The sequence below is a fragment of the Streptococcus lishijunsis genome (assembly GCF_047290665.1).
In the GTDB taxonomy this organism is placed as follows: domain Bacteria; phylum Bacillota; class Bacilli; order Lactobacillales; family Streptococcaceae; genus Streptococcus.
The window spans coordinates 16,293-36,117 of sequence record NZ_JBLBUC010000013.1; the positions used below are offsets into that span (position 1 = coordinate 16,293).

The 19,825-nt window shown below is 40.5% G+C and carries 21 protein-coding genes; 3 read left to right on the forward strand and 18 right to left on the reverse strand.

The window, feature by feature from the left end:
- Positions 1-251: 251 nt before the first annotated feature.
- The 12 genes from ACLN19_RS06285 to argR form a co-directional block, all read right to left on the reverse strand.
- The gene (locus ACLN19_RS06285; RefSeq protein ID WP_413384444.1) at positions 252-557 is read right to left on the reverse strand and encodes a DUF1292 domain-containing protein; all 306 of its coding nucleotides are present in this window, start codon (positions 555-557) and stop codon (positions 252-254) included.
- A 59-nt stretch (positions 558-616) separates the two neighbouring features.
- On the reverse strand, positions 617-1,036 hold the full coding sequence (ruvX, locus tag ACLN19_RS06290; RefSeq protein WP_413384446.1) for a Holliday junction resolvase RuvX: 420 nt from the start codon (positions 1,034-1,036) through the stop codon (positions 617-619).
- Complete coding sequence (locus ACLN19_RS06295; RefSeq protein WP_413384448.1) at positions 1,033-1,299, reverse strand: IreB family regulatory phosphoprotein; 267 nt, start codon at positions 1,297-1,299, stop codon at positions 1,033-1,035. The genes ruvX and ACLN19_RS06295 overlap by 4 nt, the downstream gene beginning before the upstream one ends.
- A 188-nt stretch (positions 1,300-1,487) precedes the next feature.
- Positions 1,488-1,886: a transcriptional regulator Spx gene (spx, locus tag ACLN19_RS06300; RefSeq protein ID WP_413384450.1), complete on the reverse strand. Its 399-nt coding sequence runs from the start codon at positions 1,884-1,886 to the stop codon at positions 1,488-1,490.
- A gap of 144 nt (positions 1,887-2,030) precedes the next feature.
- Positions 2,031-3,209, reverse strand: a complete 1,179-nt coding sequence (gene recA, locus ACLN19_RS06305) for a recombinase RecA (RefSeq protein ID WP_413384452.1) — start codon at positions 3,207-3,209, stop codon at positions 2,031-2,033.
- Between the two features lie 83 nt (positions 3,210-3,292).
- Entirely contained in the window at positions 3,293-4,552 is a 1,260-nt protein-coding gene (locus ACLN19_RS06310) for a competence/damage-inducible protein A (RefSeq protein WP_413384511.1), read from the reverse strand.
- Positions 4,553-4,632: 80 nt separating this feature from the next.
- Entirely contained in the window at positions 4,633-5,184 is a 552-nt protein-coding gene (locus tag ACLN19_RS06315) for a DNA-3-methyladenine glycosylase I (protein WP_413384454.1), read from the reverse strand.
- 10 nt (positions 5,185-5,194) lie between these two features.
- Positions 5,195-5,788 carry a Holliday junction branch migration protein RuvA gene (ruvA, locus tag ACLN19_RS06320; protein ID WP_413384456.1) on the reverse strand — a complete coding sequence of 198 codons (594 nt, stop codon included), beginning with the start codon at positions 5,786-5,788 and terminating at the stop codon, positions 5,195-5,197.
- Positions 5,789-5,798: 10 nt separating this feature from the next.
- Complete coding sequence (gene mutL, locus ACLN19_RS06325; RefSeq protein WP_413384458.1) at positions 5,799-7,748, reverse strand: DNA mismatch repair endonuclease MutL; 1,950 nt, start codon at positions 7,746-7,748, stop codon at positions 5,799-5,801.
- 21 nt (positions 7,749-7,769) lie between these two features.
- Positions 7,770-10,322: a DNA mismatch repair protein MutS gene (gene mutS / locus ACLN19_RS06330; RefSeq protein ID WP_413384460.1), complete on the reverse strand. Its 2,553-nt coding sequence runs from the start codon at positions 10,320-10,322 to the stop codon at positions 7,770-7,772.
- Positions 10,312-10,662, reverse strand: coding sequence for a YlbF family regulator (locus ACLN19_RS06335; RefSeq protein ID WP_413384463.1), 351 nt, complete (start codon positions 10,660-10,662; stop codon positions 10,312-10,314). Before ACLN19_RS06335 ends, mutS begins: the two co-directional genes overlap by 11 nt.
- Positions 10,659-11,096 carry an arginine repressor gene (gene argR, locus ACLN19_RS06340; protein ID WP_413384465.1) on the reverse strand — a complete coding sequence of 146 codons (438 nt, stop codon included), beginning with the start codon at positions 11,094-11,096 and terminating at the stop codon, positions 10,659-10,661. Before argR ends, ACLN19_RS06335 begins: the two co-directional genes overlap by 4 nt.
- Before the next feature lie 179 nt (positions 11,097-11,275).
- Here argR and argS point away from each other — a divergent pair, with 179 nt between their 5' ends.
- Complete coding sequence (argS, locus tag ACLN19_RS06345; protein WP_413384468.1) at positions 11,276-12,967, forward strand: arginine--tRNA ligase; 1,692 nt, start codon at positions 11,276-11,278, stop codon at positions 12,965-12,967.
- A 35-nt stretch (positions 12,968-13,002) separates the two neighbouring features.
- Here the strand turns inward: argS and ACLN19_RS06350 are convergent, their stop codons facing one another.
- From ACLN19_RS06350 to aspS, 3 genes are read right to left on the reverse strand one after another with little or no spacing between them, the layout of a single operon-like run.
- Positions 13,003-13,878 (reverse strand): YitT family protein, encoded by an 876-nt coding sequence (locus tag ACLN19_RS06350; RefSeq protein WP_413384469.1) that lies wholly within the window; start codon positions 13,876-13,878, stop codon positions 13,003-13,005.
- A gap of 18 nt (positions 13,879-13,896) precedes the next feature.
- Positions 13,897-14,841: a YitT family protein gene (locus ACLN19_RS06355; RefSeq protein WP_413384471.1), complete on the reverse strand. Its 945-nt coding sequence runs from the start codon at positions 14,839-14,841 to the stop codon at positions 13,897-13,899.
- Complete coding sequence (gene aspS, locus ACLN19_RS06360; RefSeq protein WP_413384474.1) at positions 14,831-16,582, reverse strand: aspartate--tRNA ligase; 1,752 nt, start codon at positions 16,580-16,582, stop codon at positions 14,831-14,833. The genes ACLN19_RS06355 and aspS overlap by 11 nt, the downstream gene beginning before the upstream one ends.
- 242 nt (positions 16,583-16,824) lie before the next feature.
- On the opposite strand from aspS, the gene ACLN19_RS06365 reads away from it, so the two are divergent.
- Complete coding sequence (locus ACLN19_RS06365; protein ID WP_413384476.1) at positions 16,825-17,046, forward strand: hypothetical protein; 222 nt, start codon at positions 16,825-16,827, stop codon at positions 17,044-17,046.
- An 18-nt stretch (positions 17,047-17,064) separates the two neighbouring features.
- On the forward strand, positions 17,065-17,439 hold the full coding sequence (locus ACLN19_RS06370; RefSeq protein ID WP_413384479.1) for a hypothetical protein: 375 nt from the start codon (positions 17,065-17,067) through the stop codon (positions 17,437-17,439).
- A gap of 8 nt (positions 17,440-17,447) precedes the next feature.
- Here the strand turns inward: ACLN19_RS06370 and ACLN19_RS06375 are convergent, their stop codons facing one another.
- The 3 genes from ACLN19_RS06375 to ACLN19_RS06385 all read right to left on the reverse strand — a co-directional run bounded on the left by ACLN19_RS06375 (position 17,448) and on the right by ACLN19_RS06385 (position 19,730).
- Positions 17,448-18,017 carry a TetR/AcrR family transcriptional regulator gene (locus ACLN19_RS06375; RefSeq protein WP_413384481.1) on the reverse strand — a complete coding sequence of 190 codons (570 nt, stop codon included), beginning with the start codon at positions 18,015-18,017 and terminating at the stop codon, positions 17,448-17,450.
- An 11-nt stretch (positions 18,018-18,028) separates the two neighbouring features.
- The gene (gene hisS, locus ACLN19_RS06380) at positions 18,029-19,312 is read right to left on the reverse strand and encodes a histidine--tRNA ligase (protein ID WP_413384484.1); all 1,284 of its coding nucleotides are present in this window, start codon (positions 19,310-19,312) and stop codon (positions 18,029-18,031) included.
- A gap of 97 nt (positions 19,313-19,409) precedes the next feature.
- On the reverse strand, positions 19,410-19,730 hold the full coding sequence (locus ACLN19_RS06385; RefSeq protein ID WP_413384486.1) for a DMT family transporter: 321 nt from the start codon (positions 19,728-19,730) through the stop codon (positions 19,410-19,412).
- Positions 19,731-19,825: the final 95 nt, after the last annotated feature.

The following is a 19,825-nucleotide window of genomic DNA, read 5'->3' on the forward strand; positions in this document are numbered from 1 at the left end:
AATCTTTCCTATCTTACAGTATAACAAAAACTGTCATTTAGTCAATTTCTTTACTAGGTATAGATAGTAGCGGATTTCCCAAAAATAGTGCCATTTTTTCTGGCAATAAGTTGCTAAAAAAGCTGTTTCTTTCTCACTCAATTCTGCCATAATATCTCCTTGATAGATTGATTATCTATCTATTCGTAAATCTTATAGCAAACAGCGCTTCTAGCGAAAAAGGCTGGGCACACCCAACCTCTTGATAGCTGTTACTCAGCTTCTTCATCCATAAAGCTATTGAAAACTTCCTCAATCATGTCCCACTCAGCATCAGAATCCTCAGGAATTGGCTCAAGATTGCCTTCACGACCGTCTTCATTTTCTGTGAAGGAATAAGCTTGAATCTCAATTTGACCTGACTCATCCTCCTCAGCACCTGCTGGGACTAATAAAACATAGTTTTTGCCAAACTGTTCACGACCATCAATAGTCAATAAAATTTCAAATAGGGTTTCATTACCTTGGTCATCTACCAAAGTAACCATTTCATGATTATGTTCATGATTGTCTGCCATTGTGTTCTCCTTTTTATCTCATCATTGCTAAACACATCGTTATCAACGATGCTACACAATCAAATCATTCGGTCTAAATAATTTTGTAAAATGAGTTGTGCCGCTAATTTATCAATGACTTTTTTACGTTTATGACGACTCACATCAGCCTGCTCAACCAGCATGCGCTCCGCTTGGACAGTCGTTAGACGCTCGTCTTGATAATCTACGGGTAAATCAAACAGGTCTATAACCTGCTGACCATAAGCTTGACTGGCTTCAACACGTGGACCGCTAGTGTTATTCATATTTTTAGGCAATCCAATAACAAATTTATCCACATGATACTGCTCTACCAACTCACCTAGGCGCTCAAATCCAAATTCACCCGCTTCTTCATCTATCTTGATAATTTCAAGACCTTGAGCAGTGAAGCCTAAAGGATCACTGATAGCAACACCGACAGTCTTTGAGCCTACATCAAGTCCCATAATTCTCATAGATCAATCCCATTTCCTTTGAGGTAGAACTTGACTAATTCTTCGACGATTTCATCGCGCTCATATTTCCTAACTTTATTTCTCGCATCATTATAACGAGGGATATAAGCTGGGTCCCCACTTAGGACATAACCTACAATCTGGTTAATAGGATTATACCCTTTTTCTTCAAGTGATTTATACACTGTTGTTAGGGTATCGCTGATAGCTTGTTTGTTTCCATCATCAAGATTGAATCGAACAGTTTCATCTGTAAATCCCATACTTACACCTTCTTTCCAAAATGTCTAGTAAATGTTATTATAGCTCATTTTTGTACTTTTCACAAGTTGAAACACTCTAAAACTACAATTATCTGTTCATTATAGCACTTTTTCGCTATCCTGACCACAGCAAAACTCCCTCTAAATCAATTTAGAAGGAGCTTAAAGGAGTTATTTTACAAATGCGATTAAAGAGCTGCTCTCATACGTGCTTCTGTATTTTCAACATCACGAATAGAGCGTGGTAAGAAAGCACGAATATCATCTTCCTTATAGCCAACTTGAAGACGCTTGTCATCAATCAAAATAGGACTCTTTAAAATACGCGGATTTTCTTGAATCAAGTCAATGACTTGACTAAGACTCAAATCTTCGATATTACAGTTCAGAGCCTTAGCATATCGATTTTTAGAAGAAACGATACTCTCAATACCGTTTTCTGTTTTTGATAATATGTTTAAAATTTCGTCTTTTGTTAGTGGTTCTTTCCCAAGGTTTTGTTCTTTATAAGGAAGATGATGAGCATTGAGCCAAGTTTTGGCTTTTTTACAACTAGTACAACTTGAAATTGTATAAATCTTAATCATGTTCATCCTCACTTTCTATCCTATGATACTAATATTATAACATAGCTAGATAAATAAAACATAGGTCTTTAGACCTATTTTCATTCAAAACGAGTGATTAACTAAAAAAACAGTAAAAAACTAGCTTAAAGCTAGTTTTCAGCCTTATTCTTCGATTTCAATGGCATCATCAAGTTCTAAAACAAGGTCATCACTGTCTTCATCAGTTGATGTTTTGGAAGTTTTTGACGTGTCTTCTGGAGTTTTATGATCGGCTTTTTCGACATCTTCATCCTCAGAAATTAAGCCAAAATGAAGACGAACTTTACGATCAATTTCCTCAAAGACCTCAGGATGTTCTGCTAAGTATTTTTTAGCATTTTCAGAACCTTGACCAATTTTATCGTCATTATATGAATACCAAGATCCCGCTTTTTTGACAATGTCTAAATCACTGGCAATCTTCAACAACTCTCCTGTTTGAGAGATACCTTCGCCATACATGATTTCAACAACAGCTTCTCTAAAAGGTGGCGCCACTTTATTTTTCACCACTTTAATTTTAGTCTCTTTACCGACACTACTATCTTTTTGGTCTCCAGTACCTTTGATTTGTGTGTTACCCCTAACATCCAAACGCACAGAAGCATAAAATTTAAGAGCACGACCACCTGGTGTTGTCTCAGGATTACCAAACATGATACCAACTTTTTCACGTAATTGGTTGATAAAAATAGCAATCGTCTTGGTTTTATTGATAGAAGCTGATAATTTACGCATAGCCTGACTCATCATACGTGCCTGTAGTCCGACATGACTATCACCAATATCGCCATCAATCTCCGCACGAGGGACAAGAGCTGCCACAGAGTCCACAACCACTAAATCAATAGCACCAGAGTCAATCAGCTTACCTGCAATCTCGAGTCCTTGCTCTCCAGAATCTGGCTGTGAAAGCAATAATTCATCAATATTAACCCCAAGAGCCTGTGCGTAAGCTGGATCCAGCGCATGCTCAGCATCAATAAAGGCTGCAATACCACCTTCTTTTTGCGTTTGCGCTACGGCATGAAGCGCAACGGTTGTCTTACCTGAACTCTCAGGACCGTAAATTTCAACAATGCGTCCTTTCGGATAACCACCAGCACCCAAAGCGATATCCAGCGCTAAAGAACCTGAACTCATGACCTGCACTTTTTGCTCGGCACGCTCTCCAAGACGCATCACTGCCCCTTTACCATAGTCTTTTTCAATTGTCTTAAGAGCGATATCCAAAGCTTTTTGGCGTTCTTCACCAAATTTTTTTGTAATTTCTGCTGGTTTTTTACTTGTTTTTTTAGCCAAATCATTCTCCTTTTCTTACTGATTCTCTACAATCAAATGACCATATAGCTAATACTATATGCAACACTTCATTATATCAAATCTTAGTCATTTAATAAAGATTGACGTACGAGATTAAATGCATGTAAACAGCTAATATCGCGGACATCCTGACGGCTTCTCCCACCAATCAATACTTCGATAGAGTGCGTCCCATCTTTTGTGGCAATAGCGATGAAAACCGTTCCTGCTGGCTTGCCTTCGAGACTATCAGGACCTGCAACACCTGTCAAGCCAACTCCAATATCGGCTCCTAGTAAGTCACGAGAGCGCTCCGCCATTTTTTCTGCTGTAAAGCTACTGACAACACCATGTAAAGCTAAATCAGACAAGGGAATACCTAGCATTCGTGATTTTTCGTCCATACTATAAGTAACATAACCACCGTTAAAGACTTGTGATGCTCCTGAAAAATCCGCTAAACTAGCCTGAAAGAGTCCTGCTGTTAGACTTTCTGCGGCACTTATTGTTTTTTTCTTTTCCTTGAGTAAGTCAAAAACAACTCTAGCCAAACTCATATCATCCCCATAACCATAGTGAAACTCACCTAACAATCGTCCATCCAAACTCTTGACTGCTAAAATAGCCTCTTCTAAAGCGTCTAATTTAGCATCTGCTTCAGTCTGACTCTTTGCCTTCGTTGACAAGCGTAGGGTCACTTCACCCACTTTAGCATACGGCGCTAAGGTCGGATCACTCTGATGTTGAATCATATCCGCTAGTACCGTCACCAGTTGGCTTTCTCCGATACCAAAGAAACGCAATACTCTTGAATAAAGCCTCTGATGGTCACCCACCAAAAGCGGTAGTAACTCCTCAGTAACCATTGGTCTTAACTCACTTGGTGGTCCTGGCAATACAACATACGTCACACCATCCACACAAATAAGCCCTCCTACTGCTAATCCTGTTTTATTTTGTAGAGGAGTAGCCCCTTCAATCAATTGAGCTTGTCGTTCATTATTAGGCGTTCTACTATGCTCAGGTCTCATCGCAAAAAAGTCATCTAAGCGTTGACTAGCTTGCTCATCAAACACTAAGGAGCGTCCTAGGTACTTTGCTAGGGTCTGCTTAGTCAAATCATCTTCTGTCGGACCTAAACCACCACACAATATCACCAAGTCACTTCGCCTACGAGCTTGATCAATAACAACTAACAAACGCTCTTCATTATCTCCGACAGCCGTTTGAAAAAAGACATCGATACCTATTTCGGCACACTTTTCGGATAAAAACTGTGCGTTTGTATTGACAATCTGTCCTGTAAGAATCTCAGTTCCCACTGCAATCAGTTCAGCTTTCATCATTACCACCTACTTTTATATTCGTCATTTACTGTTATTGTAACAAAAAAAGTGATAAATCTACCACTTTTTATCATCAATCACTTAAAAGCACAATCATTTTCATGATCGTTGATAAGTCCTGCTGCCTGTAAAAAGGAATAGATGCAAACAGGACCGACAAAACGAAAGCCACGTCGCTTCATATCTTTGGAAATTCGCTCTGATAGCTCTGTTTTACTAGGAAGGTCCGTATAATGTTCAACTGAGTTGACCTGTGTCTTAAAACCAACAAACTCCCAAATATATGACGAAAAACTATCATAAGTCTCAAGTAATGTTTGATAAGCCCTAGCATTAGATCGCGTAGCGTATAATTTGGCACGATGACGAATAATATTGGGATTTTCTAACAATTTATCTAGTGCCTCATCTGTCATCATAGCTACTTTTTGAGGGTCATAATCATAAAAGGCTTCTCTGAAAGCTTGACGCTTGTTAAGTACCGTCTCCCAAGAAAGACCCGCTTGATAGGTCTCTAAACACAAAAGCTCAAATAAAGCTTGTTCCTTATGGAGCGGACGTCCCCACTCTTTATCGTGATAATCTATGTATAAAGGGTTTGATAGCTTAACCCATGAACAACGTTTCATCCTAACTCCTTTATGATTTCATCAACATTTTTAAGCTGGACTTGATGTAAGCTTCAGCCGTCTCATTGGTACCTTCAAAAAAGGCACGAATTTTCTTCAATTCACTAGCTTTATAACCCAGAGCAAGCAAGGCTTCCATAGCCTCTTCCAAAGCGTGATTACTAGCCGACTGTGCTTTGGCACTTTTCTTTGTATCCATACTTGGCTCGACAAATTTTCCAGACAAATCCAGAATCATCTGCTGAGCGGTCTTTTTTCCAATTTTAGGGAATTTAGTCAGATACTTGATATCGCTATTATCAATAGCACTCACCAGACCATCATTATCATCAACAGCAATAATAGCAAGAGCAGTCGTCGGTCCAATACCAGCAACAGAGATCAGATTTAAAAACACTGTTTTTTCATCTTGACTCTGAAACCCATACAAAAGCTGAGCATCTTCTCTAACCACTTGATGAAGGTATATCGTCACTTCTTGATTCACTTCGTCTGAAAAGCGATAAGGATTGGACACCATGATCATGTAGCCTAAGCCATAAGCTTCCACTACGATATACTTAGCTGTAATCCTCGTCAACGTCCCTTTGATATAATCGTACATCTTAACCTCTCTAATATTTTCCTAACTCACGCAAACTCGTGTGATTTTCCTGTATCCGACGAAACATTTTTTCCATATCTGATGGGCTAAAATGCACCAAAACAGGACGCCCGTGCGGACAATTGTAAGGATTTTGACAGTGAGACAGCTCTTCTAAGAGATGCCGCGCCGAGTAATCATCTAATTTATGATTTGCCTTGATACTACGTTTACAAGACATCATAATCGCAAGCTCTGCTCGATAACGTTTGATAGACACTTGATCTGTCAGCAAAAGCATATCACACATCTCATAGACACCTGACTCTATCTCAGCTTCTTTCATCCAGATAGGGTGCTCTCGTAAAATAAACGTATTGTCCCCATAAGGCTCCAAATGGATACCAACTTGGTTAAGTAGCGCCATTTTTTCTTGCAAAGCAATAAAGTCTGCCGCCGAAAATTCGAACAGATAAGGCACTAACAATTGTTGTAAAGCACTGTCAACATCACCAATCTTTTCACGGTAATACTCATACTTAACACGCTCTTGTGCGGCGTGTTGGTCAATAATAAACAATCCTTCACGACCTTGTGCAAATAGATAGGTCCCGTGCATCTGCCCAAAATAATCTATTTCAGGAAAAGTAGAGCTTTCTTCACTTTCTAGCTTGTTGACCATGCTAGAGAGTTTTCGCTTATTTCGCACGTCCAACTGAGGATGCTCACTATCTTGGCTAGCGTCTATATGACGCTCTGCATAATGAACCTTTTGACTAATCTGCGTCTCTTTCTTTACAGAAGTGTCAACCTCTTTGTCAAGAATCAGTTGGGGGCTAGCCTCTTCTACTAGCCTATCTGAAGTGAGAAAATCATTTTTGTCTTGGTCATAGTAGAGCTGTGGCTTTTTAAGAGGTAGTCTTGTTTGTTCACCATATACCTTTTGTCTAACACTTGACTTGGCTAAATTTTCCAGCGCATCTGGGATAAGCTCCTGTGCTTTAAGTGCCTCTTTGATAGCCTCACTAATGAGAGTCATCAATTCTTTTTCTTTAGAAATTCTAACTTCTTGCTTAGTGGGATGCACATTGACATCGGCTAAATAGGGATCAATCTGGATATCAAGCACAGCAAGTGGGAAACGCCCTACCATTAACTTTGATCCATAACCATCTAAAATCGCTTTATTCAATAGAAAATTTTTGATATAACGGCCATTTATCAAAAGAGTAATATAATTGCGGTTGGCACGTGTCAACTCTGGTAAGCTGACATAGCCAGCCACTTCAAAATCAAGATCAGCAGATGAAATAGCAATCATCTTCTTAGCAGTACTGATCCCATAAACACCTGCTATGGCCTGTCGTAAGTCACCATTTCCTGATGTTCTGAGTAACTCACGTCCGTCACTAATCAAGCGAAAAGCAATCTCAGGATGGGCCAAACTCTGCCGATTGAGAACATCTACAATATGCGAGAGCTCAGCTTGTAAGCTTTTCATGTATTTTAACCTGGCAGGTGTATTGAAAAAAAGGTCCTCTACACTAATCTTAGTTCCAACAGGAGTTGAAATCAGCTCTTCTTGCTCTATTTTGCCACCATTTGCCACAAGTAGCTTGCCAGAGGTGCTATCCTTAGTTGCTGTTTTAATCGTTAGACGACTAATAGAGGCGATAGACGGAAGCGCCTCACCACGAAATCCCAACGTCCGAATGCGAAATAGATCTGCTTGCTTTTTTATTTTACTGGTAGCATGACGGCGTAAACTGAGCGCCACATCCTCTGCTTGGATTCCCTCACCGTTGTCTGTGACGCTAATACGCTTCAAACCCGACTCTTCAATTTCAACTGTAATCTGACGACTACCTGCATCAATCGCATTTTCTAATAATTCCTTAACAACACTACTGGGTCTCTCGATGACCTCACCTGCTGCAATCTGATTGGCTAATATCTCAGGAAGTTCTATAATCTTTGACATATCTCACACTCCTTTTAAGCATTACAAGTCTTGTTTGAGTTTAAAAATCAAGTTCATAGCGTCCATCGGTGTTAGTTGCATCATGTCAATCTCTCTCAACGTTTTAATAATAGCCTCATGTGAATCATCTGCAAATAAAGACAATTGTTGCGCTGTCTCATAGACAGACGCTTGCTGAGTAGCTGCTAACTTATCTTCTTTGCTTTTGCTATGATCCTGTGACTCTAACTCTACTAAAATCTTATCTGCTCTATCTAACAAATCGCTTGGAAGCCCCGCTATCTTAGCAACATGGATACCGTAAGATTTATCTGCTGGTCCTGGAGCAATCTTATGTAGAAAAGTGACCTCGCCATCCTCCTCCAAGGTCGCAACATGCATGTTTACAAGATGTGTCAACGTATTTGACAAAGATGTCAACTCATGGTAATGTGTTGCAAACAAAGTTTTAGCTCGCACATGCTGATGAATATACTCTATTATCGCTTGTGCCAAGGCCATCCCATCATAAGTAGCAGTCCCTCTGCCTAACTCGTCAAAGAGAATAAGGGAATTTTCTGTAGCACGTTTAATCGCATGATTGGCCTCTGTCATCTCAACCATAAAGGTAGATTGCCCAGAAATAAGATCATCCGCTGCCCCAATACGTGTAAAGATAGCATCAAAAAGAGGTAAATCAACAGCCTGTGCCGCTACGTAAGAGCCCATCTGTGCCATGATAACACTCAAAGCTAGCTGACGCATATAAGTTGACTTACCAGACATATTTGGTCCTGTAATCAACTGAATACTGGTCGTCTCATCAAGCACAATACTGTTTGGGATATACTCTTGTACTCCCATGACTTTCTCTACAACAGCATGACGACCTTCTTCTATCTCAAGATGATGCCTTTGATTAAAGCGCGGTCTAACATAATGATTGGCCTCTGCGACAACTGCTAGACTTTGTAAAACATCAACTGTGGCTAGTTGTTTCGCTAAATATTGCAGACGCTTTATATAGCTTTCCACTTGACTGCGCACACGCATAAAGATATCATACTCTAAGTCAGATGATCGTTCACGCGCCTCTAGCATCTCTCCTTCTATCTTGGCTAATTCTGCAGTGCCAAAACGCTCCGAATTTTTTAAAGTCGCCTTGCGAAAGAAGTGCTCAGGTACTAGAGATAAGTTAGAGTTGGTCACATGAAAATAGTAGCCATCTTTTTTATTGTAGTCAATTTTAAGATTATGAATACCACTTGCTTGACGCTCCTTAGCTTCAATATCAGCAATCCAACCAGTACCTTCTTTTAGTACTTGACGATAATTATCTAATCTCTCATCAAAGCCTGTCTTAATGATATTGCCCTCTGTCAAAGTCAAGGGAGCTTCAGGATCGATCGCCGAAGTAATTAACATCTCAAGCTCTGGTAAAGGATCAATGTGCTGTATTAGATTGGCTAAAGAGGGACTCTCAAAGCTCTCTAAAATCCCCTTAATAACTGGAACTTGCGTCAGGGTATTTCCTAATTGCAGTAAATCTTTCGCATTAGCTTTACCAAACGACACTCTACTTGCCAAGCGTTCAATATCATACACACCCTTTAGACTATCACTCAAATCAGACCGCTCAAAAAAGTGATCCAAAAAAGTCTGAATGATGTCTTGACGCTCTTTTATTTGATCTTGACGTATCAAAGGACGATCAATCCATGTCCTAAGTAAGCGCATGCCCATAGCAGTCTTAGTCTGATCTAACAACCAGTAAAGACTACCGTGTTTTTTTCCTGTTCGAGCATTTTCAAGAAGATCAAGACTAAGTTTGGTACTGTAAGACATCTGTAAATAATCTTTGATCTCATAATGCCTCACAGCCTGCAAATGACTGAGTTCTCTTTTTTGCGTAACATGGATGTATTGGAAAAGTTTTTCTGCAGCTAAACGCTCCAAGACTGTCAAATCATCGGCTACCAGTGAAGAAGAGTAGCGCTCTGACTCCTTAGAAAGCAGAAGATTCATCTGTTTGACTAAAAGCTGCTCCTCGTCTTCTGACAGCTCATAGCCCACTACAATCTCACGCGCCTTGAGATTTAAAATCTCACTACGGACCAAATCAAAATCAGCCAGTTCCGTGACCAGGCACTCGCCTGTTGACACATCTATATACGCTAAACCGTAACCAGTTTGATCTTTGTCAATAGCAACCAGAAAGTTATTGCCATTGTCAGATCGGCTAGAATCTATGGTCGTCCCTGGTGTAATGACCTGCACCACCTCACGCTTAACCACACCGACTGCTTTTTTAGGATCTTCGATTTGCTCTGCAATAGCCACCTTATACCCTAAATCCACTAAGGTATCAATATATTGTTGGGCAGAATGAAAGGGAACTCCTGCCATAGGAATCGGCTCTTCTGCGTTTCGGTTACGACTTGTCAAGCTAATCTCTAATAGCTGTGCTGCCTTGACAGCATCTTCATAAAAAAGCTCATAAAAGTCTCCCATCCTAAAAAGCAAAAAAGCATCTGGATGCTCTTTTTTCATATCCAAATACTGCTGCATCGCTGGGGAAATTGTCTTATTTGCCATTTCCTAACTCCTCATTGATTCTCTCTTCTAAACGCTTAGTCACATATTGTAATAAATCACTAGCGTCTTGCATCTTTTCACGATAAGCCCAAATAAGAGGCTCTTTATCAAGCTGTTGATTAAGCTCTTTAGCTTCGTTAATCGCTTGCTTAGCGGCTTTATCTTTTTCAATCTTATGGTAGAGGACTGCCTCTTGTTGGCGCTCTTTCATCTTGATAATCAAAGGATTAAACTCATCTATCTGTAAAATGGTCTCTTCAATCTCATGAAATGCTTTGACACTGTCATGCTGACCAATCAGCTCAGTAAGCTTATCGAGCGCTTCTTGTAATGAACTCATAATTTATCCTTGATTTCTCGCTCAAAGCGTGTGGCTACCTGCTCATCTTGACAAATCACTAACAATGTATCGGCACCTGCTATTGTCCCTAAAACCATACCACTATCGTCACTATCAATAATATTAGCTAGTACATCTGCCTCACCAAGGCTAGTGTGTAACACTAGCATAAAGCCTGCTCGAGACACTTTCAAGATATACTGATACGCTCTTGGATTGAGGTCCAGACTAACAGGTATTGACAAACGATAGTACAATTTACCATCACTATAGCGTGCTTTCATCAAGCTCAGCTCACGCAAATCACGCGAAAGAGTCGCTTGTGTCACAAGGACACCTTCTGCTTCTAAACGTTGTCTAATCTCTTCTTGTGTCGCTACATTTTCAGTTTGAACCATTTGTTTAATACGCTCGTGGCGTTCTTTTTTATTCATAATTTTCCTCATTTATACAATCTTTCTTTAAGAATTATACCAGAATTCTTCCAAAAAAGCACCCCATGACTTATCATTCTTATCGCTTATTCATAAGAACCACTCTATTATCGTTTATTTTCCTAAAATATGGTATAATAATAAGACTAAATATACTAAATGAAACCAAGGAGAATGACATGGACACTAAATCTCTTGTGGCTACTACCATTCATCAGGCTGTTCCTGATTTGGCAGAAGACACCATTATCAACCTACTTGAAACTCCCAAAAATGCTGAGATGGGAGACATCGCCTTTCCAACCTTTACGCTAGCTAAGACACTTAGAAAAGCCCCTCAAATGATTGCTCAAGACATTGTGCAGTCTATCTCTACTGAGGCTTTTGAAAAAGTAGAGGCGGTTGGTCCTTATATCAACTTTTTCTTGGACAAATCAACCATTTCAGCAGAAGTATTATCAGAAGTTATCACTCAACAATCCAACTACGGTTCTCAAAATATCGGTCAAGGACGTAATGTGGCCATTGATATGTCTAGCCCTAACATTGCTAAACCTTTTTCTATCGGTCATTTGCGCTCTACCGTTATCGGCGATAGCTTAGCTAATATCTTTGCCAAAATCGGCTACCAACCTGTCAAAATCAATCACCTAGGGGACTGGGGCAAGCAATTTGGACTCTTAATTGTCGCTTACAAAAAATGGGGAGATGAAGCAGCTGTCAAGGCTCACCCCATCGACGAACTTTTAAAACTTTATGTTCGTATCAATGCAGAAGCTGAAAATGACCCAAGCATTGATGAAGAAGCAAGAGAATGGTTCCGAAAACTAGAAGCTGGTGATGAGGAAGCAACAGCTCTATGGCAGTGGTTCCGCGATGAAAGTCTAGTCGAGTTCAACCGTCTTTATGACAATCTTGATGTTACCTTTGACAGCTATAACGGCGAAGCCTTCTACAACGATAAGATGGACGAAGTCATTGACCTTTTAAGCCAAAAAGGACTCCTCCAAGAATCTCAAGGGGCTCAAGTGGTCAATCTTGAAAAATACGGTATCGAACATCCTGCTCTTATTAAAAAATCCGATGGAGCTACGCTCTATATCACACGTGATTTAGCTGCCGCTCTCTACCGCAAACGTGAATATGATTTTGCTAAATCCATCTATGTTGTTGGAAACGAGCAAGCTGCTCACTTCAAGCAACTCAAAGCCGTCCTAAAAGAAATGGACTATGAGTGGGCTGATGATATTACCCATGTTCCCTTTGGCTTGGTCACTAAAGAAGGCAAAAAACTTTCTACACGTAAAGGGAATGTCATTCTCCTTGAACCTACTGTCGCTGAAGCCATTAGTCGTGCTAAAGCACAAATTGATAGTAAAAATCCAAACCTTAACAATAAAGATGAGGTCGCTCATGCGGTCGGTGCTGGAGCTATCAAGTTTTACGACTTAAAAACAGACCGTCTAAATGGCTATGACTTTAATCTTGAGGCTATGGTATCCTTTGAAGGTGAAACAGGCCCATACGTTCAGTATGCCCATGCCCGTATTCAATCCATTCTAAAAAAAGCAGACTTTACACCTGATAACCATAAAACTTACAGCTTAAATGACAATGAAAGTTGGGAAATCATCAAGTTGCTCCAAGACTTCCCTCGTCTTATCGTCCGTAGTGCAGATAACTTTGAACCGTCTATCATTGCTAAATTTGCAATCAGCCTTGCTCAAAGTTTCAACAAATACTACGCACACACACGTATCCTAGACCAATCATCTGAGCGTGACAGCCGACTAGCCCTCTGCTATGCCACAGGACTAGTCCTTAAAGAAGCCCTACACCTATTAGGTGTGGACGCACCAGACGAAATGTAACTAATAAAAAAACAACGATAAAATCGTTGTTTTTTTTATTTATCATAATGCTTACGCCGAATCTTAAAATCCGAGCTCACGACTTCATCAACATCAATGATAGACACAAAAGCATCTTCGTCATACGCTGCAATAATGGTCTTGACGTCACGAACTTCGCTAGGATTTAAAACGACATATAACACATCAAAGTCGGCCTTTGAATAAGCTCCTTGCCCTTTTAAAAAAGTCACACCGCGATTGATTTCTTCTAAAATAGCTGTCGAAATCTCCTGAGATGCCTTGGTCACAATTAACATCCCACGAACTGTATAACCTCCATTTTGGACTATGGTGAGGACTTGGCTAAAGACAAAACTAGCGACCAAAGTATAAAGCATATGCTGCAAATCAATATAGGTCAAAGACGCCAACAAAACCAAGGCATCTATAAAAAGTAAGGTCTGCCCTAGCTTAAAGGAACACTTTTCCTCCAAGACACATCCGATAATATCTGTCCCACCTGTCGTAGCACCATAACGAAAGACAATACCGCTACCAATTCCTGCCAGCAAACCAGCTACCACAGAAGCCAATATCATATCATTACGAATGGGAAGCTCAAATGGCACACGCTGCCAAATCCAAATAAAGACAGACATCAAAAAGCTTGCATAGATGGTATAAGAAATAGAGCGCTTGCCAAAAATCATAGCTCCCATAATAAAGAGAGGAATATTCAACAATAATGACGTATAAGCTGGATTGATACCGTACAAAGAATGCACAATCAAAGTCACTCCGGCAATTCCACCTTCAGCAAGATGGTTAGCCATATTGAGCTTGACAAAGCCAAACGTATAAATGGTAATACCTAGACTGACCAAAAGAAGCTGTCTCAAGTGAGACATAATAGACCTTGACTGTAACATACTTTTCTCCTTCATTTCCTAATCATCGTCTTTAAAACGACCGATGATATGAACATTCTCTGCCACCGAGACGAAAGCCTCGGGGTCTGTCTTTTTCATCAAATGCTTAAATTCACTGTATTCCTCACGTGTAATAATGGTCAACAATACCGATTTTTGTTCGTGGTTATAAGTTCCTTCTGCGTCGTGGATACAAGTAACACCTCTCTCTAGCTTTTTATGAATCTTTCTGACCACACGGTCTGGATGGCTAGTCACAATCATCGCCTGCATCTTCTTTTGCTTGGTAAAAATCGCATCTGTCACACGACTAGAGACAAAAATAGTCACCATCGAGTAAAGCGCATATTTCCAACCAAATAAAACGCCTGCAAATACCATAATCACACCATTAACCATCAGAGAGATACTGCCGACATCACGCCCTGTTTTTTTACGAATAGCCAGGCTAATAATGTCCGTCCCACCACTTGAAATGCGTGATTTCAGACCATAGCCTATCCCTACACCCATGACCAATCCGCCAAAAATAGCGTTGATTAGAGGGTCTGAGGTCAAGGTGACTTGAGGAATAAACTGAATAAAAAGAGTACTAACCGTCACCGTTATAAACGTGAAAATAGTAAATTTATGACCGATTTGCCGCCAAGCCAAGATCAATAGTGGAATATTGATGGCATAAAAAGCTAGGGCAATGGGAATGCTCACTCCCCAAATCCTAAAACTAATCGCTGAGAGGACTTGAGCAAGACCTGTTGCCCCACTTGAGTAAACGTGACCAGGCTGAAAAAAGAAATTGACAGCGACACTAGAGAGTAAACCATAAAGTAGAGAAGCTGATATCTTCTCGGCATACTTTTCGCGAGAAATACTTTGTAAGGTATCAAAGACACCCATTTTTTTAGCGCATTTTCCCACAATATAGCTAACTTTTTTTAGGAGAGGGGCTTTTTTAATTGTCATGACTTTCTACATGAAGAGATAATTCTACTAATTGTTGATCAGAAACAAGACTTGGCGCCTGTGTCATCGGATCACTTGCCTTGTTATTCTTAGGAAAGGCGATAACTTCACGGATATTATCTTTTCCAGCAAGGAGCATGACAAAGCGGTCAAGACCAATTGCCAAGCCTCCATGCGGTGGAAAACCATAATCCATAGCTTCAAGTAAGAACCCAAACTGTTCTTGAGCTTCTTGGTGTGAGAATCCTAGCGCTGTAAACATACGTTCTTGCAACTCTTTTTGGTTGATACGTAAGCTACCACCACCGAGTTCGTATCCATTTAGAACAATATCATAGGCAACTGCACGTACCTTAGATAAGTCTCCCTCTAGCTCATTGGCGCTATCTGCTTGTGGCAAGGTAAATGGATGGTGAGCACTTGTGTAGCGTCCTTCTTCTTCAGACCATTCAAACATTGGCCAGTCAACCACCCAAAGGAAGTTAAAGAGCGACTCGTCAATCATACCAAGCTCTTTAGCAATACGTGTTCGAAGAGCCCCTAGTGTTGTATTGGCAATTTCTAGACTATCTGCCACAAACAAAACCAAATCCTTATCAGATAACTGTAAAGTATCTGTCAACTTGCTTTCAACACTTGTCAAGAATTTAGCAATAGGACCTGTCAGCTTACCTTCTGCATATTTCACCCAGGCAAGACCTTTTGCACCATACTGCTTCGCCACATCTGTCAGTCTATCAATATCCTTACGTGAATAAGCATCCGCCTGTCCTTTTACCACAATCGCCTTGACAGCGTCAGCTTCTGAAAAGACTTTGAAGTCAACATCCTTGACAACTTCTGTCAAGTCTTGTAAAAGCATCTCAAAGCGAGTATCAGGCTTGTCTGAACCATAATAATTCATCGCATGATCATACGTCATCCGTGGAAACGGCAGGCTAACTTCAATACCCTTTGTCTCCTTCATGACACGTGCAATCATACCTTCTGTTAGATCTTGGATATCTTTATCCGACAAAAAACTTGTTTCCAAATCGACTTGTGTAAACTCAGGTTGACGATCACCTCGTAAATCTTCATCACGGAAACATTTGACGATTTGATAATAGCGATCAAATCCTGCATTCATCAAGAGCTGCTTGGTGATTTGTGGACTTTGTGGCAGAGCGTAAAAATGACCTTGATTGACACGACTTGGTACCAAATAATCACGAGCTCCTTCTGGTGTAGATTTGGTTAACATTGGTGTTTCTACATCGATAAAGCCCAGCTCATCCAGATAATTACGAATGGTATGCGTCACCTTGGCACGTAATTTAAAGTTCTCTAACATCTCTGGTCTGCGAAGGTCCAGATAACGATAGCGTAAGCGTGTCTCATCTGAGGCTTCTATACCATCTTTGATCTCAAAAGGTGTGGTTTTAGCTGTATTTAAAATAGTCAAACTTTCAACCTGCAACTCAACATGCCCTGTTGCAAGATTTGGATTAGCCTGCTCACGCGCACAAACAAGACCTGTCACCTCAATAACAAACTCACTACGCAAGCTCTCAGCCAGCTCCATAACACTTGATGTTACCTTCTCTGGGTTGATAACCAACTGCATAATCCCTTCACGGTCACGCAAGTCTATAAAAATAAGACCTCCCAGGTCACGGCGACGGCTAACCCAACCTTTTAAAGTCACTGTCTGACCGACATTTTCTTCACGAACACGCCCAGCATACATACTACGCTTCATAATAATACCAAGATGTGCCTATCACATCTACTTCCTTTCATCCTAAAATAGGTTCATCTTCCTTATTATATCAAAAAGACACGAAAAACCATAGCACCCCAAAAGAAGTTTTAAAGCTTTTAAGTAAATAAACACTACTTTTCAAGGTTTTTGACTTATCCGACACTTTCTCGCAAATGTGTCGTGTTCATCCTCTTAAAACTAAGCTATACTACTATTATCTTAGGAAAAAGGAGAAACTTATGTCACTTACAGACAAACAACAACAAATAGCGAGCAAAGCTATCGCTACCCACCATAACATCGAAAAAAATGTCATCAAAGCCTACCAAAAAACGGAGAAAGTTGCCCTATCAAGCTTTAACAACATATCTGATAAGATGATTCGCACTTTTTTTACCAAGGACGGTGAAAGCCTTGCAGAGACTAAACAAAGATTAGCTAAGCAAAAAAACAAAAACTAGACTGCAGAGAGGACTATCATGAAACAATCACACTTTATCGCCCTTATCAGCTATAGCCTAAGTACCCTTGTCCTTGCTCTTGGTGTTTGTATGATGACTCTTGCTGAATGGCATCTGCAAACACTAGGGATGCCAATTAGCATTATCGGTGTAGTCTTACTTATCATCAGCTACATCTACCAACAAAAACGCGCTCAACAGCCACTACTTCCGTCATTATCTGCTAAAACAATTGGACAAGTCGCTTATGTAGTAATCGCTATTCTCACCTTTGGTGGTGGATTTGCACTGGTCACTCTAGGTAACCTATTACTTGGGAGTCTCGTTAGCATTTTAGGAATCATCTTACTTATTGGCATCATCCCCCTTGTTATCGGTATCAAAAAAGGTTAAGCACTCGCTTAACCTTTCTTTTGTTGACGCTTTGGAATGCAGAGCTCAAGCGTATCTGCCATAAAGTCAATACTGTCACAACAATCTGCTAAGACCCAAGCCATCACAGTCTCTGTGATAGCTGCTAGAAAAAAAGTGGACATATAAAGGATTTGTCGCTTATCAAAGACATCTTGCTCATGATAAATCGGTGTAAAGATACGCTCCACCAGTAAAGGTAGGCGTTCTTGATGCTGAAAATCAAGACTGTGCTCATGATAAATCCGATACAATTCACGATGTTCCTTGACAAACGTTAAATACGGCACCAAGTAATAACGACTACTTAGCTGAGAGCTGTAAGCTACCCCACTGTCCCTCTGATAAGCTCTAAACTGCTCTAAAAAGAGATTTTGTAGTGATAGGTAAGCGTCTGCCAATAAAGCGACTTGGTTATCATAATACGCATAAAAGGTCGAACGATGTACCTTAGCTGCTTTACAAATCGCACTAACGGTCAACTCAGAAAAATCCTTCTCATCTAAAAGCGTGATTAAGGCTTTTTGCAAGCGGTGCTTAGCTAACTCTTTGTTAGACATCAAACCGTCTCCTATTGACCCTCTAGCGCCTCAAGAATGGTAGCAAAATCAGTCTTTATCTCATCGACCTTAACGGTTTGACTAGCTCTTGTCTGATTATTTTTCAAGGTCACTGTCTGTGTCTCGACTTCACTCTCACCAAGTGTCAGAATGACTTTTGCACCAAAAGCATCCGCAGCCTTAAACTGGGCTTTAATCTTGCGTCCTAGATAATCCCTATCTGCACTAAAACCTTGTTTTCGAATAGCCTGTACCAAGTCCAGCGCAAGCGTATTTGCCTCATCACCAAGAACAGCAATATAAGCATCCAATTTCTCAACAATAGGTAGAGCAACCCCTTGCTTTTCTAAAATCATCAAAAGACGCTCAACTCCTATACCAAAGCCAAAACCAGCAGTCTTAGGGCCACCAAAATACTCAACCAAACCATCATAGCGTCCACCAGCACAAACGGTCAACTCAGTCCCATCAACTGTGGTAATAAATTCAAAAATAGTATGGTTATAATAATCAAGCCCACGAACCATATTGGTATCAATGACATACGGAATCTCTAACAAATCTAGCATCTCACGTACCTGAGTAAAATGCGCTTGACTCTCCTCATCAAGGTAATCCAGAATAGACGGCGCATTTGCTACGGCTTTCTTATCCTCTTTTTCCTTAGAGTCAAGGACACGTAGAGGATTTTCATCCAAACGACGCTGGCTATCTTTAGATAAGCTCTCACGAAGCGGTGTCAGATAGTTGACCAAAGCCTCTCGATAAGCACTTCGACTCTCTGGACTTCCAAGTGTATTCAAGTGCAGTGTCACCTCTTTGACACCTAGCTTGTTAAACAATTGGTAAGCCATAGCAATCGTCTCAACATCCGTTGCAGGATTGCTTGAGCCAAAACACTCGACACCAATCTGATGAAATTCACGCAAACGTCCTGCTTGGGGGCGTTCATATCGAAACATAGGGCCCATATAATATAATTTTACAGGCTTTTGCACTTCAGGGGCAAACAGTTTATGTTCCACAAAAGAGCGCACAACAGGAGCTGTTCCTTCTGGACGAAGAGTGATGTGACGACCTCCCTTATCATGAAAATCATACATCTCCTTTGTCACAATGTCAGTGGTATCTCCTACTGAGCGACTAATCACTTCGTAATGTTCAAACATAGGCGTACGCACCTCAGCATAGCGATAAGCCTTGAACGTCTCACGCGCCATTTCTTCTACATATTGCCATTTGGCAGAATCTTGGGGCAAAATGTCCTGCGTTCCTTTTGGTTTTTGCAATGTCATAATAGCTATCCTCGTCTTAAATATAGTCTCTTTATTTTACCACAATTCAAGGACAAGAAAAAGCTAGAAAACAACCTGTTTCACATGAAACGACTTCTCAATGACCTGAGCTCATCTTTAAGCCAATAAGTCCAACCAAAAGTAAGAAAACAAAAAACAACTTTGATAAGCTAACAGCTTCTTCAAACCATATGATTCCGACAAAAACAGCCCCTAGAGCACCGATGCCTGTCCAAATCGCATAAGCTGTCCCTAACAGCAGAGCCTTTGTTGACTGTGACAAAAAATAAAAAGGCACTACCATCCCAGCAAGGGTCAATAAAGTAAACTTCAAGTTGGTGAAACCATCAGATAGCTTGAGACAAGTCGCCCAAAAGACCTCTGTCAATCCTGCCATCATAACATATAACCAAGCCATAATAACCTCCAAAAAATAAAAAAGGCACCTAGTGAAACATCTTTAACAGCCTAACGATGTTTCAGTAAGTGCCCCTTGACAACACGACAGCTAAT

Bases quoted from the DNA above. Each gene is read 5' to 3' on its own strand.
- ACLN19_RS06285 (WP_413384444.1), bottom strand. From the start codon at position 557: ATGGCAGACAATCATGAACATAATCATGAAATGGTTACTTTGGTAGAT.
- ruvX (WP_413384446.1), bottom strand. From the start codon at position 1,036: ATGAGAATTATGGGACTTGATGTAGGCTCAAAGACTGTCGGTGTTGCT.
- ACLN19_RS06295 (WP_413384448.1), bottom strand. From the start codon at position 1,299: ATGGGATTTACAGATGAAACTGTTCGATTCAATCTTGATGATGGAAAC.
- spx (WP_413384450.1), bottom strand. From the start codon at position 1,886: ATGATTAAGATTTATACAATTTCAAGTTGTACTAGTTGTAAAAAAGCC.
- ACLN19_RS06310 (WP_413384511.1), bottom strand. From the start codon at position 4,552: ATGAAAGCTGAACTGATTGCAGTGGGAACTGAGATTCTTACAGGACAG.
- ACLN19_RS06315 (WP_413384454.1), bottom strand. From the start codon at position 5,184: ATGAAACGTTGTTCATGGGTTAAGCTATCAAACCCTTTATACATAGAT.
- ruvA (WP_413384456.1), bottom strand. From the start codon at position 5,788: ATGTACGATTATATCAAAGGGACGTTGACGAGGATTACAGCTAAGTAT.
- mutL (WP_413384458.1), bottom strand. From the start codon at position 7,748: ATGTCAAAGATTATAGAACTTCCTGAGATATTAGCCAATCAGATTGCA.
- mutS (WP_413384460.1), bottom strand. From the start codon at position 10,322: ATGGCAAATAAGACAATTTCCCCAGCGATGCAGCAGTATTTGGATATG.
- ACLN19_RS06335 (WP_413384463.1), bottom strand. From the start codon at position 10,662: ATGAGTTCATTACAAGAAGCGCTCGATAAGCTTACTGAGCTGATTGGT.
- argR (WP_413384465.1), bottom strand. From the start codon at position 11,096: ATGAATAAAAAAGAACGCCACGAGCGTATTAAACAAATGGTTCAAACT.
- argS (WP_413384468.1), top strand. From the start codon at position 11,276: ATGGACACTAAATCTCTTGTGGCTACTACCATTCATCAGGCTGTTCCT.
- ACLN19_RS06350 (WP_413384469.1), bottom strand. From the start codon at position 13,878: ATGTTACAGTCAAGGTCTATTATGTCTCACTTGAGACAGCTTCTTTTG.
- ACLN19_RS06355 (WP_413384471.1), bottom strand. From the start codon at position 14,841: ATGACAATTAAAAAAGCCCCTCTCCTAAAAAAAGTTAGCTATATTGTG.
- aspS (WP_413384474.1), bottom strand. From the start codon at position 16,582: ATGAAGCGTAGTATGTATGCTGGGCGTGTTCGTGAAGAAAATGTCGGT.
- ACLN19_RS06365 (WP_413384476.1), top strand. From the start codon at position 16,825: ATGTCACTTACAGACAAACAACAACAAATAGCGAGCAAAGCTATCGCT.
- ACLN19_RS06370 (WP_413384479.1), top strand. From the start codon at position 17,065: ATGAAACAATCACACTTTATCGCCCTTATCAGCTATAGCCTAAGTACC.
- ACLN19_RS06375 (WP_413384481.1), bottom strand. From the start codon at position 18,017: ATGTCTAACAAAGAGTTAGCTAAGCACCGCTTGCAAAAAGCCTTAATC.
- hisS (WP_413384484.1), bottom strand. From the start codon at position 19,312: ATGACATTGCAAAAACCAAAAGGAACGCAGGACATTTTGCCCCAAGAT.
- ACLN19_RS06385 (WP_413384486.1), bottom strand. From the start codon at position 19,730: ATGGCTTGGTTATATGTTATGATGGCAGGATTGACAGAGGTCTTTTGG.